Genomic DNA, 15,211 nt, shown 5'->3' on the forward strand with positions numbered 1-15,211 from the left:
GGTGATTGTTGTTCAGTTTTTTCTTTTTCGTAACTGACCCCTGGGGGTTCCGGCCGGGGCCGCGCTGCGCAGCGCGGCACGGGACTCCTTCGTGCACGGGCTGCATGTGACGCTGCTGGTGAGCGCCGGCCTGTTGCTGCTGGGCGCGGTCATGGCGCTGCGGTTGCCGCGGATCATGCAGTGCGACGAGGAGCCGGTGGCCGCCGAGGCCAAGCTGCCCGAGGTGGAGCTGCCCGCCCCGCGGGAGGCCGAGAAGCCGCGGGTCTCCGCCTGACCTCCTCTGGACGTGCGGGACACTGCACCGTAACGTCGGCTGCGAAGTCGTAACTAGCGCTGCTAGTTTTCAGCGTGCGTGCCTGAGTGTCCCGGAGGGTGTTCCATGTCCGCGTCCGCGAAGCTGCCCCCGTTCGATGCCGCCGACCCGCTCGGGATCGACGACCTGCTGGACCCGGAGGACCTGGCGATCCGGGACACCGTCCGCGGCTGGGCGGCCGACCGCGTGCTGCCCCACGTCGCCGACTGGTACGAGAAGGGCGAGCTGCCCGTGATCCGGGAGCTCGCGCGCGAGCTCGGCGGCATCGGCGCCCTCGGCATGTCCCTCACCGGCTACGGCTGCGCGGGCGCGACGGCCGTGCAGTACGGCCTGGCCTGCCTGGAGCTGGAGGCGGCCGACTCGGGCATCCGCTCGCTGGTCTCCGTGCAGGGCTCCCTCGCCATGTACGCGATCCACCGCTTCGGCAGCGAGGAGCAGAAGCGGGAGTGGCTGCCGCGCATGGCGGCCGGCGAGGTGATCGGCTGCTTCGGTCTGACCGAGCCCGACCACGGATCCGATCCCGCCTCCATGCGCACCTACGCCAAGCGCGACGGCGACGACTGGGTCCTCAACGGCCGCAAGATGTGGATCACCAACGGGTCGGTCGCCGGGGTCGCCGTGGTCTGGGCGCAGACCGAGGAGGGCATCCGCGGCTTCGTCGTCCCGGCGGACAGCCCCGGGTTCTCGGCGCCGGAGATCAAGCACAAGTGGTCCCTGCGCGCCTCCGTCACGAGCGAACTGGTCCTGGACGACGTACGGCTGCCCGCCACCGCCGTACTGCCGGAGGGCGCCGGTCTGCGGGGCCCGCTCGGCTGTCTGTCGCACGCCCGGTACGGCATCGTCTGGGGCGCGATGGGCGCCGCGCGCAGCTGCTTCGAGGCCGCGCTGGACTACGCGAAGACGCGGGAGCAGTTCGGGCGGCCCATCGGGGGCTTCCAGCTCACCCAGGCCAAGCTCGCCGACATGGCGGTCGAACTGCACAAGGGGATCCTGCTCGCCCACCATCTGGGGCGGCGGATGGACGCCGGCCGCCTGCGCCCCGAGCAGGTCAGCTTCGGCAAGCTCAACAACGTCCGCGAGGCCATCGAGATCTGCCGTACCGCGCGGACGATCCTCGGCGCCGGGCGCTGTCGCGCGACCGGGAGCGCTACGCGCGACCAGCGGTCTTCTGGGTCTTGCGGGTGACCGCGTCGATGACCACTGTGGCGAGCAGAACACCACCGGTGATCATGTACTGCACCGGCGAGGCGATGCCCTCCAGGGCGAGGCCGTACTGGATCGAGACGATCACGAGCACGCCGAGGAGCGCGTTCCAGGTGCGGCCGCGGCCGCCGAAGAGGGACGTGCCACCGATCACGGCCGCCGCGATGGCGTTCATCAGCAGGTCACCGCCACCGGCGCCCTGGTTGGCCGAGGCGATCTTCGAGGCGATGAACAGACCGCCGATCGCCGCGAAGGTACCGGAGATCGCGAAGACCGAGATCCGCACCCAGGCGACGTTGATACCGGCACGGCGGGACGCCTCGACGCTGCCGCCGAGCGCGAAGACCTTGCGGCCGTACGCCGTACGGCGCAGCCCGAAGTCCGTGACGATGAGCACGCCGACGAAGATGACGACGGCCAGCGGCAGGCCCTTGTACTGGTTGTAGACGGCCGCGGCGGCGAACGACACGATCGCCAGCAGCACCGTGCGCAGCACGGTCTCGCTCAGCGGCCGCGACGGCACGCCGGCCGCCTCGCGGCGCTTGTTGCCGAGGAAGGAGGTGAGGAAGAACAGCACGGTCACCGCGGCGGCGAGGCCGTAGGCCGCGGCGACGTCGGAGAAGTAGTAGCTGGTCAGCTGGGCGACCAGACCGTTGCTGTCCAGGTTGATGGTGCCGCTGTCGCCCAGGATCTGGAGCATGAAGCCGTTCCAGAAGAGCAGACCGGCCAGGGTGACGGCGAACGCCGGGACACCGATCTTCGCGAAGAAGAAACCGTGGATCGCGCCCGCGGCCGTGCCCACGAGGATGGACAGCACCAGGGCGAGCCACGCGGACATGCCGTGCGTGACGGTCAGCACCGCGTACGCGGCACCCGCGACACCGGAGACCGAACCGACCGAGAGGTCGATCTCGCCGAGCAGCAGCACGAAGACGATGCCGACGGCGATCATGCCCGTGCCGACCATGGCGACGGAGATGTCGGACAGGTTGCCCGCGGTGAGGAAGTTGGAGTTCAGGCTCTGGAAGATGATCCAGATGATCGCCAGACCGATGACGACCGGGATGGAGCCGAGGTCACCGGCCTTGATCTTGCGCTTGAACTCGGTGATGTAGCCCGCGAAGCCCTGTTCGCGCACCAGCAGTCGGGGGTCCACGGCGACATCGGCGCCGCGTGCCGCCTCGGGGTTGTCCACGGGGGTGTCCTCGGGAGGCGTGGAGGTCTTGTCGATGCTCACTTCTGGATCTCCCCATTGGTGCGCGCCGCACGACGGGTCACGGCGTTGTCCGTGGCGCCGGTGATGGCGGAGATGATGTCTTCCTGGGAGGTCGACTTGACCTCGAAGACGCCGTTGTTCCTGCCCAGACGCAGCACGGCCACCTTGTCGGCGACGGCCTTCACGTCGGCCATGTTGTGGCTGATGAGGATCACGGCGTGACCGCGCTCCCGCAGCCGCTCCACCAGGTCGAGGACCTGGGCGGTCTGCTCGACGCCGAGGGCGGCGGTGGGCTCGTCGAGGATGACCAGCTTGGGCTCGCCGAGCATGGAGCGGGCGATGGCCACGACCTGGCGCTGACCGCCGGAGAGGGAGGCGATCGGGATGCGGACGCTGGGGATGCGGATGGAGAGCTGGTCCAGCAGCTCACGCGAGCGCCGCTCCATCTCGACCTCGTCCAGCACACCGCGGCGGCGGATCTCCCGGCCGAGGTAGAGGTTGCCGACGACGTCGATGTTGTCGCACAGCGCGAGGTCCTGGTACACCGTCGCGATGCCCAGGTTCTGGGCGTCGTGCGGCTTGTTGACCTGGACGGACTTGCCTTCCCATTCGATGACGCCCTCATCGATGGGGTGCACGCCGGCGATCGTCTTGACCAGCGTGGACTTTCCGGCGCCGTTGTCGCCCACCAGGGCGACCACCTCACCGGCGTGGACCTCAAGCTCTACGTCGGTGAGCGCCTGAACGGCACCGAACCGCTTGGAGACCCCGCGCAACGCCAGCACGGGCGTAGCGGACACGTGAACCATCTCCTTCGCCGCCTGACCCGGCGGGAGGTTGTGCAGAAGTTTGGGGGGTAGATCCGTCCGGCGCCCCGCGCCGAGCTTGCGGGGCTGTGTGAGTGCGCGGGGCACCGGAGGAGCTGGTGGGCGCCTTCCTCCCGCTAGGGAGATTCAAGGGTGAATTCCCCTAGTTGGAAAGGCGCGTGCGGCTGCTTACTTCAGACCGATCTTGTCGCAGGCCGCCTTGTACTGCGCGGTGCAGATGTCGGACACCGTGTAGACGCCGTCCTTGATGACGGTGTCCTTGATGTTGTCCTTGGTCAGCGCGGTGACCGGGACCAGGACCGACGGCACCTGCTTGGTGGTCGGGCTGTCGACCTTGTCCTTGGCGACGGAGTCGAGCGCCTTGCCCTGGGCCAGGTCCACGGCCATCTCGGCGGCCGCGTCGGCCTCGGGGGCGTACGGCTTGTAGACGCTCATGTACTGGTCGCCGGTGACGATGCGCTGGACACCCGCGAGCTCCGCGTCCTGGCCGGTGACCGGGACGGAGATGCCGGCGGACTTGAGGGCGGTGATGATACCGCCGGCCATGCCGTCGTTGGCGGAGTAGACGCCGACGATGTTCTTCTTGCCGAGAGCCGAGATGGCCGCCTCCATGTTGGAGTTGGCGTTCTCCGGCTTCCAGTCCTTGGTGTCGTACTCCTTGCCGACGTTCACCTTGCCGTCGAGCACCTCGTGGGCGCCCTTCTTGAACTGCCCGGCGTTGGGGTCGGTGACCGAGCCGTTCATCATGACGATCTTGCCGGACTTGGCCTTGGAGCCGAGCGCCGTGAGGAGGGCCTGGCCCTGGGTCTTGCCGACGGTCTCGTTGTCGAACGAGGTGTAGGCGCTGATCGGGCCCTGCGCCAGGCGGTCGTAGGCGACGACCGGGATGCCGGCGTCCTTGGCCTTCTGGACCGAGCTCTGGATGGCTGCGGAGTCCACGGCGTCCACGATGAGCACGTCCACCTTGTTGGTGATCATCGTCTCGACCTGCTGGTTCTGCAGGCTGGCGTCCTGCTTGGCGTTGGCGTAGACAACCTCGCCCTTGCCGCCCGTGAGGTCCTTGACCTTCTTCTCGATCAACGGACGGTCGAACTTCTCGTACCGGGCGGTCTGGTTCTCCGGCAGGAGCAGACCGACCTTGATGGCGTCGCCCTTCTTCGAGCCCGACGACGCCTTGGAGCCGCCGCCGGACTCCTTCGCGCTGCCACAGGCAGCGAGCGAGACGGCCATGGCACCAGCAGCAACGGCAAAGGCCGCACGACGCATACGCGTGTTCACTTCTAGGAACCTCCCTGACGAGGCCGCGTCGTTGCGGCCGAGGTGGCTGGAAGTCAACTCGGCCACACGTGCGACGTCAAGAAGTAAATCCTTAACGAGATGGCAACGGTGCCATCCGTTCTCTAAGTGAAGGCAGGTGTCGCCGCGGGCAGACTGCCGTCCAAAAGGGTCGAATCGCCCATCTCGCTGAGGGCGAGGGCGAGCGCTCCGAGCACCTCCGCGCGACCCCCAAGTGCCCCGGGAAGAACGGAAAGTTGACGCGCGGCACTGGGAATGGCGTAACGGCCGACGGACTCCCTGATCGGCCCGAGCACCAGCTCACCGGCCTCGGCGAGATCACCGCCGAGGACCACCCGGCTCGGGTTCAGCAGATTGCAGAGATTGGCAACTCCACTGCCGATGTGGCGGCCGACGTCGGCGATCACCCGACGACAGCCCGGGTCACCGTCCCTGGCCAGCCGTACGACGCCTTCCATGGTCAGGTCGGCTCCGTGGCTGGGCTGGAGCAGCGGGAGCACGTAGCGTGCGGCCGCGAAGGTCTCCAGGCAGCCGCGGTTCCCGCAACGGCAGACCGGGCCGGATTCGTCGAGTGTAATATGCCCGATTTCCCCTGCCGTGCCGCCCGGTCCGCGGTAGATCTTCCCGTCGATGACCAGACCGGCGCCGACACCGCTCGCGACCTTGATGTAGGCCAGGTCGCGCACGCCCTTGCCGCTGCCCCAGACCAGCTCGCCGAGGGCGCCGAGGTTGGCGTCGTTGTCCACGTGAACGGGCACGCCGAGCCGCTCGCGCAGCTCCTCGGCGGGCTTGGTGCCGCTCCAGCCGGGCAGGATGGCGGTGGACCCGAGCGTCCCCGACTCCACGTCGATCGGGCCCGGTACGCCGAGCCCCACGCCCGCGATCTTGGACCGGTCGACCCCGGTCGCCGCGATCAGGCGGCTGACCAGCTCTTCCGCCCGGTCGAAGCCCTGGGCGGCGGAGGCGTCGACGTCCAGCGGCTCGGCCTCCTCGGCCAGCACCTGGTGGGCGAGGTTCCCGATCGCGACGCGCAGATGGGTGTGTCCGAAGTCGACGCCGATCACGATGCCGGCGTCCCCGCTCAGGCTGACGCTGCGGGCCCGCCGCCCGCCCGCCGACGTGGGCGTGACCTCGACGGTTCCGCCGTCCTTCAGCTCCCGCACGATGTTGGAGACGGTCGCGGCGGACAGACCGGTCGTCCGCGCGATCTCCGCCTGCGTGAGTGACCCCGCCAGGCGTACGGCCCGGACGACCCGCTCCAGGTTGGCTCGGTGCAGCGATGACTGCGACCCTGGAGTCTCCACGACGACCTCCTGAGCGCGGGGCCGCTTCGGCGAGGCCCCGTGTATGTCCAACTAGTGAACTCTAAGCTGAGCCGTTCGGGTTGCCTTCCGTCAAGAGGTTGAACCGTTTCCGGGTACCAGGACACACGTCTGCACGCCGCCCCGGAGCCCGGAACGGCGTGCGCACGGACGGTCGCGGAGCGTCCCGCTACTTCAGGGTCGCCGAGGTCAGGCCCGCCTGCACCTGGCGCTGGAAGGACAGGTAGACGATCAGCATCGGGATCATCGCAATGGTCACACCCGCGAACAGAACCGGCAGGTCGGAGGCGTACCCCTGCTGCTGCTGAAGCTGGATCAGCCCCTGGGTGAGGACATAGCGCTCGGGGTCGGAGCCGCTCTGCGGCTGCATGAGCACCGTGGGCAGGATGAACTGGTTCCACTGGCCCAAGGTGTTGAAGATCCCCACGCTGATCAGGCCGGGCTTGGCCATCGGCAGCATCACCTGGAAGAACGTCCGGGTGTGCGAGGCGCCGTCCAGGACCGCGGCCTCGAAGACCGCCGTGGGCAGGGTCCGGAAGAAGGCGTGCATGAAGAACACCGTGAACGGCATCGAGTAGGCGACGTAGACCAGGATCAGGCCCTGGTAGGTGTTCAGCATGTCCAGCCGCTTGACCATGAAGAACAGCGGGACCAGGGCCAGGAAGACCGGGAACATGGCGCCCGCGACGAAGAAGTAGTACAGCAGCCGGTTGCCCCAGAACCGGTACCGGGCCAGCACGTACGCCGCCATCGAGCCGAAGAGCATGGTCAGCGGCACGGAGAACACCAGGACGATCACGGTGTTCAGGAAGTAGTCCCCGATGCCCTTGTTCCAGGCCCGCCGGAACACCTCGAGGGACCAGTCGTGCGGCCACCCGAAGGCGGAGCCGCCGATCTGTGCGTCGCTCTTGAAGGAACTCAGCACCAGCCACAGCAGCGGCAGCACGATCAGCAGCGCCCACAGGGCGAGGAAGCCGTGCGAGAAGACGTTCAGGACCACACCCTCGCTGCGCCGGTCGCCGGGCCGCACGGGCACCTTGGCCACGGGCCCCTCGGCCGGAGCGGGGACGGTCTCCTTGAGTGCACTCATCGTCGTATCTCCCGCTCAGAACTCGATGCGCTCGCGGCGGGTGGCGCGCAGCGTGACCACGGACAGGACGAGGGTGAGCAGCAGCATGATCACGCCCATGGCGCAGGCGTAGCCGCTCTTCCCGAAATAGAGGAAGTTGCGCATCATCACCGTCGACATCACATCGCTGTGATGGTCGGGACCGCCGCCGTAAGCGCCCATGTTCTGGGTCATGGAGGACACCAGTACGAACATGTCCATGGCGACGATGCCGAGATAGACCCAGGCGGTCTGCACGGTGTCCCACAGCAGCGGGAGGGTGATGCGGAAGAAGGACTGGTTGCGGCTCGCGCCGTCGATCAGGGCGGCCTCGTAGATGTCCTTCGGAATGGACTGCATGGCGGCCGAGAACAGCACCAGGTAGAAGCCGACGCCCTGCCAGATCACGGCGACCATCAGCGCCCACAGCACCAGGTTCGGCTCGTTCAGCCATTCCACCGGATTCTGGGCGTCGACCAGTCCGATCTTGATCAGGACGCCGTTGAGCAGACCGCCGCCGTCACTGCGGTAGACCGCGTTGAACAGCACGGCGAGAATCGCCAGCGACAGCACCTGCGGGAAGAAGTAGACGATTTTGTAGAGCGAGGATCCGGCGACACCCCGCACTCCGCCGGCCCTGCTGCGCCCGCCCGCGTTCAGCATGAAGGCGAAGAACAGGGCGAGCAGGATCGTGATCACCGGGATGAAGATCAGGAACTGGACGTTGTGCCAGATGGCCTCCAGGAACACGTCGTCCTGGAACAGCGCCTTGTAATTGTCGAGACCGACGAAGCTGAAGGTCTGCGACTGTCCCTTCCAGTCGGTCAGCGAATAGCCGAACGTCTGGATGTACGGCCAGATCACGAAGATCAGATAAAGCGCCACGGGAACGAAGAGGAACCCCGCGACGAACCGGTACTGCCCTTTGCGCATACCTGCCCCTGATTTCTCCGGTCGGCACCGACGCCCCGCAAGGGGCGCGGGGCGTTCTCACGGAGAACACACCCGCACCCCTTGCGACGCCAGGCGGACCTACGCGTGCCGGTTCTTCTTCGACGCCGGGTCCTTGGCCTGCTTGTCCACGGCCGCCTGACACCGCTTCAGCCATTCCTTCGGCTGAATACGCTTCGCCATCAGCTCATTGGACGCGTTCTGGAGCGCCGTGTCCATCTCGCTGTACCAGTCGGGGTACAGATACCGGAACGTGTTGGAGCCGGCCGCCTTGGAGGCCTCCACCGTGGACTGCGTGCCGGGCCGGAGCTTGACGCTGGGGTCGACGCCGTCCTGCAGGATGGTGAGGGAGTTCGCCTCCTTGGCGAACAGCGTCGCCCACTCCTTGGAGAGCATGCGCCGCATGAACTCCTGGGCGCCGGGCAGGTTCGCCGCCTTGGCCGGGATGATGAAGGGCTCGCCCGAGCCGGCCCGGATCGCCTCGAACGGCATCTTGCTGCCGGACAGCAGCGGCATCGGCAGGAACTTCATGTCGAAGTCCGTCGGCGTCTGCTTCAGCTGCTCGTTCTCCAGCCAGGAGCCGCAGGTGATGAACGCGGCCTTGTACTGGTTCCAGCGGGTCTGCGACTCGGTGTGGGTCAGGCCGTTGGTGCCGGGCATCAGCAGGCCCTTCTCGACGACCTCGTAGATCGCCTCGATGCCCGCCTGGGCCGCGTCGGAGCCGACGAACGCCTTCGGGTCCAGGTTGTCGATCGCCTTGACGGCGTCGACACCGCCCTTCTTGGCGATCATGTCCATGATGGCGACGTTGATGTAGTACGGGTACTTGCCCTGGTGGGCGAGGCCGCCGATGCCCTGCTTCTTCGCGTCCTGGCAGATGGTGAGGAAGTCGTCCCAGGTCTTCGGAGGCGTCCAGCCCTTCTCCTTGAAGAGCTTGCCGGAGTACCACATGCCCCACACCGTGTAGATGTAGTTGAGGGCGACGACCTTGCCCTCCTGGATGCCCGGGTCGAGGGTGCCGGGGATCAGGGTGTCGCGGACCTTCTTGCCCGGGTCGTCCACGGACGGCGAGTCGAGGACCTGGGTGAGGTCGAGCAGCGAGTTGTTCTTGTAGAGGACGTCGATCTTGATCTGCTGGGCGCCGGAGTCGTCCACGACGTCCGGCGGGTTGCCGGCGTTGAAGCGCGGCTGCAGCTTGCCGGTGATCTCCTGGGTGCCGGTGTGGGTCGAGGTGATGCCGACCTTCTTGCTGAAGTCGGCCTCCCACGCCTTGGCGTAGTCGTCGCCGTAACCGCCCTTGAAGACGACGACGTCGAGCTTGCTGCCGCTCTTGGCGCCGAAGGGGTTGTCCTTGGACGCCTTCCCCTTGGTGTTGCCCTCGTCCGAGTTGCCGCCACCCCCGCCGCCGCTCGCGCAGGCGGAGAGGAGGCCCATTCCCGGCGCGGCGACCAGGCCGAGCGCGGCGGACCGCTTGATCAGATCGCGGCGGCCGACACCCTCGCCGTCGTGGTGCGCAGTGGATCCCATGCTCAAGTCCTCGCCTTCTCCAGGACTCAGGCGGTGAACCGGATCCTCCCCGGCACCGCGGTCGGGTAGTGCTGGGTCGTGCAGGAAACGCCGACAGGTATAGTCCACTTCCCGCCAGCGGAGCAAGATCGAATACAGGGTTCGCGATGGGTCTTTTCCGAGTTGAGACCTCGCGGAAATATGAGCGGCCCGTGTACGGCCCGAGGCGAAAAGTCGCACCATGAGTGCCTGAATGCCACACCCAACACCCTTGACATCACCGGTCACTTGACCACCTACTGGTTCCTGCGCCCCGCACTTGACAACGTTGTCCACAGTCGGCGCAGGGAGGGAATCCGTAGATGCAGCGGAGAACTCGGCACAGATGGGGGCCGGCGGTCGTACTCACGGCCGCCTTTGTCATGGCCGCCGGCGCACAGGGCGCGGCGGTCGCGCTCCCCGCCAAGGCCCCGGCCACCGACCGGGAGTTCGCATCCTCGTTCGAGACGGGGGATCCGGCGCCGGACTGGCTGAATACGGTCGACACCGGGCCGGACGGCGCCAAGCGCGCCTCGGGCGTCGACGGCGGGTACAGCACAGGGATACCGGGCAACGTCAACGACCATGTCACCGAGGTCCGGGCGAGCGGCGAGAACTCGGGCGCGGGCGAGGTGAAGGAGAACCTCGTCGACGGCGAGCCCGGCACCAAGTGGCTGACCTTCGAGCCCACCGGATGGGTGGAGTTCGACCTGGACAAGCCGGTCAAACTGGTGACGTACGCGCTGACCTCGGCCAACGACTACGACGCACGCGACCCCCAGGACTGGACCCTTCTCGGCTCCACCGACGGCAAGGACTGGAAGACCGTCGACACCCGCTCGGGCGAGAACTTCACCGAGCGGTTCCAGACCAAGTCCTACGACCTCGCCCAGCCGGCCGAGTACCAGCACTTCCGGCTCGAGGTGACGAAGAACAACGGCGCGCCGGACATCCTGCAGATCGCCGACGTGCAGTTCTCCACCGGCGGCGGGGGCGGCCCGGTGCCGCAGGACATGCTGACCCTGGTCGACAAGGGCCCGACCGCCTCGCCGACGGCCAAGGCACGCGCCGGGTTCACCGGAACGCGGGCGCTGCGCTACGCGGGACGGCACACGGCGGCCGGCCGGGCGTACTCGTACAACAAGGTCTTCGACGTGAACGTGAAGGTCGGCGGCGACACCCAGCTGTCGTACCGCGTCTTCCCCTCGATGGCCGACGGCGACCGGGACTACGACGCCACCGATGTCTCCCTCGACCTCGCCTTCACCGACGGCACCTATCTCAGCGACCTGGGCGCGCTGGACCAGCACGGCTTCCCGCTGTCGCCGCGCGGGCAGGGCGCCTCGAAGTCGCTCTACGTCAACCAGTGGAACGACGTGGTCTCGCGGATCGGCTCGGTGGCGGCCGGCAAGACGGTCGACCGGATCCTGGTCGGGTACGACTCCCCGAACGGCCCGGCGAAGTTCCGCGGCTGGATCGACGACGTGGCCCTCAGGCCCGTGGCGCCCGAGCAGCCCATGGCGCACCTGTCGGACTACGCGCTGACCACCCGGGGCACCAACTCCAGCGGCAGCTTCTCGCGCGGCAACAACTTCCCGGCGACCGCGCTGCCGCACGGCTTCAACTTCTGGACCCCGGTGACGAACGCGTCCTCGCTGAGCTGGCTGTACGAGTACGCGCACGCGAACAACGACGACAACCTGCCGACGATCCAGGCGTTCAGCGCGAGCCACGAGCCGAGCCCGTGGATGGGTGACCGGCAGACCTTCCAGGTGATGCCGTCGGCCGCGTCCGGCACCCCGGACACCGGCCGCGAGGCGCGCGAGCTGCCGTTCCGGCACGAGAACGAGACCGCGCGGCCGTACTACTACGGGGTCCGGTTCGAGAACGGTCTCAAGGCGGAGATGACGCCGACCGACCACGCGGCGGTGCTGCGCTTCACCTACCCCGGCGACGACGCGAGCGTGCTGTTCGACAACGTCACCGAGCAGGCGGGGCTGACCCTGGACAAGGAGCAGGGGATCGTCACCGGCTACTCGGACGTGAAGTCGGGGCTGTCCGCGGGCGCGACCCGGCTTTTCGTGTACGGCGAGTTCGACAAGCCGGTGACGGACGGCGGGTCCAGCGGGGTGAAGGGCTATCTGCGCTTCGCCGCGGGCGCCGACCACACGGTCACGCTGCGCCTCGCGACCTCGCTCATCAGCATCGACCAGGCGAAGGACAACCTGCGCCAGGAGATCCCGGACGGCACCTCCTTCGACACCGTCAAGGCACACGCCCAGCGCGTCTGGGACAAGCTGCTGGGCAGGGTCGAGGTGCAGGGCGCGACGCCCGACCAGCTGACCACCCTGTACTCCAGCATGTACCGGCTGTACCTGTACCCGAACTCCGGCTTCGAGAAGGCCGGCGGCACCTACCGGTACGCGTCCCCGTTCTCCCCCATGCCGAGCCAGGACACCCCGACCCACACCGGCGCGAAGATCGTCGACGGCAAGGTGTACGTCAACAACGGCTTCTGGGACACCTACCGCACCACCTGGCCCGCGTACTCCTTGCTGACACCGGGTCAGGCGGGCGAGATGGTCGACGGGTTCGTGCAGCAGTACAAGGACGGCGGCTGGACCTCCCGCTGGTCCTCGCCCGGCTACGCCAACCTGATGACCGGCACCTCCTCGGACGTGGCGTTCGCGGACGCGTACGTCAAGGGCGTGAAGTTCGACGCGAAGGCGGCGTACGAGGCGGCCGTGAAGAACGCCACCGTCGTCCCGCCGATGTCGGGCGTCGGCCGCAAGGGCATGACCACCTCGCCCTTCCTCGGCTACACCAGCACCGACACCGACGAGGGCCTGTCGTGGGCGATGGAGGGGTACATCAACGACTACGGCATCGCCCGGATGGGCGAGGCGCTGTACCGGAAGACGGGCGAGAAGCGGTATCAGGAGGAGTCGCAGTACTTCCTCAACCGCGCCCAGGACTATGTGCAGCTGTTCGACTTCAAGGCCGGCTTCTTCCAGGGCCGTGACGCCCAGGGCCACTGGCGGGTGGACTCGGCCAAGTACGACCCGCGCGTGTGGGGTTACGACTACACCGAGACCAACGGCTGGGGCTACGCCTTCACCGCCCCGCAGGACAGCCGCGGCCTGGCCGGTCTGTACGGCGGCCGGCAGGGCCTCGCGGACAAGCTCGACGCGTTCTTCTCGACGCCGGAGACCGCCTCGCCGGACTTCGTGGGCTCCTACGGCGGTGTCATCCACGAGATGACCGAGGCGCGGGACGTCCGGATGGGCATGCTCGGGCAGTCCAACCAGCCCGCGCACCACATCGCCTACATGTACGACGCGGCCGGCGAGCCGTGGAAGACGCAGTCGACGGTCCGCGAGATCCTCTCCCGGCTCTACACCGGCAGTGAGATCGGGCAGGGCTACCACGGCGACGAGGACAACGGCGAGCAGTCGGGCTGGTACATCTTCTCCGCGCTCGGCTTCTACCCGCTGGTGATGGGCAGCGGCGACTACAGCATCGGCTCGCCGCTGTTCAAGCAGGCCACGGTCCACCTGGAGAACGGCCACGACCTGGTCGTCAAGGCGCCGCAGAACAGCTCGAAGAACGTCTACGTCCAGGGCGTGACCTTCAACGGCCGCCCCTGGACGTCGACCTCGCTCCCCCACTCGCTGCTGTCCAAGGGCGGGGTGCTGGAGTTCTTCATGGGCGCCAAGCCGTCGGCGTGGGGCACGGGCAAGGACGCGGCCCCGGTCTCGATCACCCAGGGCGACAAGGCGCCGACGCCCCGTGCGGACGTGCTGAAGGGTGACGGGCCGCTGTTCGACAACACCTCGGCGACGAGCGCGACGGTCACCTCGGTGGACCTTCCGGCCGACGGCGCGGTGAAGCCCCTCCAGTACACGCTGACCTCGGCGGACGACCACACGAAGGCACCGGCCGGCTGGACCCTCCAGGGCTCCTCGGACGGCACCACCTGGCAGACCCTGGACCACCGCTCCGGCGAGTCGTTCACCTGGGACCGTCAGACGCGGGCCTTCACGATCGCCTCGCCGGGCACCTACACCAAGTACCGGCTCGTCCTCGACGGCGAGTCGACGCTGGCGGAGGTGGAGCTGCTGGCCTGACCCGGAAAGCGAAGGGGGGCGGGTCCGTCCGGGTCCGCCCCCCTCTGCGTGTGTCCGCTCAGCCGGTCGCCAGGGCGAACACGTGCAGGCCGGTGCCGTGGGGCAGCGTGACGCTCCTGATCCGCTTGGCCGGGGCCTCGTACGGCCGGGTCGCGAAGACGTACGCCGCGACCGGGTCCTTGGCGGCGCCGGCGAGGTTGCGGTACGCGGCCCTGGCGACGACCTCGTTGCCGTACCGGACGGCGCGTCCCCCGAGGTGACGGATCCGGAGACGGTCCGGGCCGCGGGGTCGATCGTGACGGTGGAGTCCTGGGAGCCCAGCTCCGAGTCGGCCGTGCGCACCAGCAGGGAGTCCGGCTCGCCGGCGGGGTAGGCGAAGCGGGCCGAGCCGGTGCGCGCGGTGGCGGTGAGGTCGGCGGTGACTCCGGAGGTCAGGCCCACCCTGTAGTGGCCGGGCTCCCGGTCTCGTGGGTGTGGGCGAAGTCGGCGGCGTAGACGGCGTTCCCGGTGTCGCCCGCCGGGGAGGAGTGGACCTCGCCTGCGTACGGGAAGAAGGGGATGTCGCCGCTGCCGCCCGCGCAGCCGGTGCCGGACAGGTGGGTGAGGCTGAAGCCGCGCACGCGGATGGCGTCGTACCGGTAGCCGCCGGGCGCGACGGTCCTGGTCGAGTCGCCGCCGGTGTTCTCCGGGCTCCAGGAGAGCATGCCGAAGGGCACGACGGCGCCCGGGAAGACGTTGCCGTCGTGCCTGGTGCCGATCAGCGGATCGACGTAGCGCGTCGGGTCCTTGACGAGGCCGGGGGGAGCCTCGGTCGACTCGGGGACGGGAGGTGCGGCGCCGGCGGTCGCGAGCAGCGCGGCCGGCAGCAGGGACGTGGGTCGCAGACCCATGGCGCGGCCCTTCCTCCTCACGGACGGGCCGCGCACCACAGGTCGCACAAGCCGGGGGCGGTGACGTTCGCCACTCGTACCACGCAGACCACACACGCCTCTGCAGCCCCACCGCCGAATCACCCGGCCGGGCTACCTCAAGTAGCTTGACATCGTTGTCGGTTGCCGCGATAGAGTCATGTACAGACCATAAGACAACGATGTCGCGCTATTTTGCCGAACACGTGCCGACTCACCAGTGACCACCCCCTCCGGGCAGGGCTCCCAACCCCCCTCACCTGCCCGGCTCGCGGACCCCGGGCGCACCGCCCCCCGGGGCGGCCGGGCGGGTGACACGGGCGAACATGAGTGCAGGGCCTGGTCCAGCCAAAGCCACCCCGGAAACGCCGGGGCGAAAAATGCGGGAGGTCCGG

At 68.2% G+C, this 15,211-nt stretch carries 8 protein-coding genes and 3 pseudogenes; 3 read left to right on the forward strand and 8 right to left on the reverse strand.

All coding sequences use genetic code 11. From position 1 onward, the window contains the following. Positions 1-40: 40 nt before the first annotated feature. Both ACWEN3_RS24655 and ACWEN3_RS24660 read left to right on the forward strand, forming a co-directional pair. Positions 41-274, forward strand: a pseudogene (locus ACWEN3_RS24655) (MFS transporter); the annotation flags it as partial. A gap of 105 nt (positions 275-379) precedes the next feature. Further along, positions 380-1,435: pseudogene (locus ACWEN3_RS24660) on the forward strand (acyl-CoA dehydrogenase family protein); the annotation flags it as partial. Between the two features lie 25 nt (positions 1,436-1,460). Here the strand turns inward: ACWEN3_RS24660 and ACWEN3_RS24665 are convergent. The 7 genes from ACWEN3_RS24665 to ngcE all read right to left on the reverse strand — a co-directional run bounded on the left by ACWEN3_RS24665 (position 1,461) and on the right by ngcE (position 9,763). After that, a complete protein-coding gene (locus ACWEN3_RS24665) occupies positions 1,461-2,753 on the reverse strand; it encodes a sugar ABC transporter permease (protein ID WP_452974880.1) in 1,293 nt (430 codons plus the stop codon). After that, the gene (locus ACWEN3_RS24670) at positions 2,750-3,541 is read right to left on the reverse strand and encodes an ATP-binding cassette domain-containing protein (RefSeq protein WP_452974883.1); all 792 of its coding nucleotides are present in this window, start codon (positions 3,539-3,541) and stop codon (positions 2,750-2,752) included. Before ACWEN3_RS24670 ends, ACWEN3_RS24665 begins: the two co-directional genes overlap by 4 nt. Positions 3,542-3,727: 186 nt before the next feature. Then, positions 3,728-4,825 (reverse strand): sugar ABC transporter substrate-binding protein, encoded by a 1,098-nt coding sequence (locus ACWEN3_RS24675; RefSeq protein WP_452974898.1) that lies wholly within the window; start codon positions 4,823-4,825, stop codon positions 3,728-3,730. 134 nt (positions 4,826-4,959) lie between these two features. After that, positions 4,960-6,159 carry an ROK family transcriptional regulator gene (locus tag ACWEN3_RS24680; protein ID WP_452974885.1) on the reverse strand — a complete coding sequence of 400 codons (1,200 nt, stop codon included), beginning with the start codon at positions 6,157-6,159 and terminating at the stop codon, positions 4,960-4,962. Between the two features lie 187 nt (positions 6,160-6,346). Then, positions 6,347-7,267, reverse strand: a complete 921-nt coding sequence (locus ACWEN3_RS24685) for a carbohydrate ABC transporter permease (protein ID WP_452974888.1) — start codon at positions 7,265-7,267, stop codon at positions 6,347-6,349. A 15-nt stretch (positions 7,268-7,282) separates the two neighbouring features. Then, entirely contained in the window at positions 7,283-8,218 is a 936-nt protein-coding gene (locus ACWEN3_RS24690) for a carbohydrate ABC transporter permease (protein WP_452974891.1), read from the reverse strand. Positions 8,219-8,317: 99 nt separating this feature from the next. Beyond that, positions 8,318-9,763: an N-acetylglucosamine/diacetylchitobiose ABC transporter substrate-binding protein gene (ngcE, locus tag ACWEN3_RS24695; RefSeq protein ID WP_452974893.1), complete on the reverse strand. Its 1,446-nt coding sequence runs from the start codon at positions 9,761-9,763 to the stop codon at positions 8,318-8,320. A gap of 341 nt (positions 9,764-10,104) precedes the next feature. Between ngcE and ACWEN3_RS24700 the strand changes: the two genes are divergently transcribed. Further along, positions 10,105-13,908: a GH92 family glycosyl hydrolase gene (locus tag ACWEN3_RS24700; RefSeq protein ID WP_452974895.1), complete on the forward strand. Its 3,804-nt coding sequence runs from the start codon at positions 10,105-10,107 to the stop codon at positions 13,906-13,908. A 246-nt stretch (positions 13,909-14,154) separates the two neighbouring features. On the opposite strand, the pseudogene ACWEN3_RS24705 reads toward ACWEN3_RS24700, so the two are convergent. Beyond that, positions 14,155-14,798, reverse strand: a pseudogene (locus ACWEN3_RS24705) (glycoside hydrolase family 92 protein); the annotation flags it as partial. Positions 14,799-15,211: the final 413 nt, after the last annotated feature.

Source organism: Streptomyces sp. NPDC004561 (assembly GCF_053602155.1).

Bases quoted from the DNA above. Each gene is read 5' to 3' on its own strand.
- ACWEN3_RS24670 (WP_452974883.1), bottom strand. From the start codon at position 3,541: ATGGTTCACGTGTCCGCTACGCCCGTGCTGGCGTTGCGCGGGGTCTCC.
- ACWEN3_RS24675 (WP_452974898.1), bottom strand. From the start codon at position 4,825: ATGCGTCGTGCGGCCTTTGCCGTTGCTGCTGGTGCCATGGCCGTCTCG.
- ACWEN3_RS24685 (WP_452974888.1), bottom strand. From the start codon at position 7,267: ATGAGTGCACTCAAGGAGACCGTCCCCGCTCCGGCCGAGGGGCCCGTG.
- ACWEN3_RS24690 (WP_452974891.1), bottom strand. From the start codon at position 8,218: ATGCGCAAAGGGCAGTACCGGTTCGTCGCGGGGTTCCTCTTCGTTCCC.
- ngcE (WP_452974893.1), bottom strand. From the start codon at position 9,763: ATGGGATCCACTGCGCACCACGACGGCGAGGGTGTCGGCCGCCGCGAT.
- ACWEN3_RS24700 (WP_452974895.1), top strand. From the start codon at position 10,105: ATGCAGCGGAGAACTCGGCACAGATGGGGGCCGGCGGTCGTACTCACG.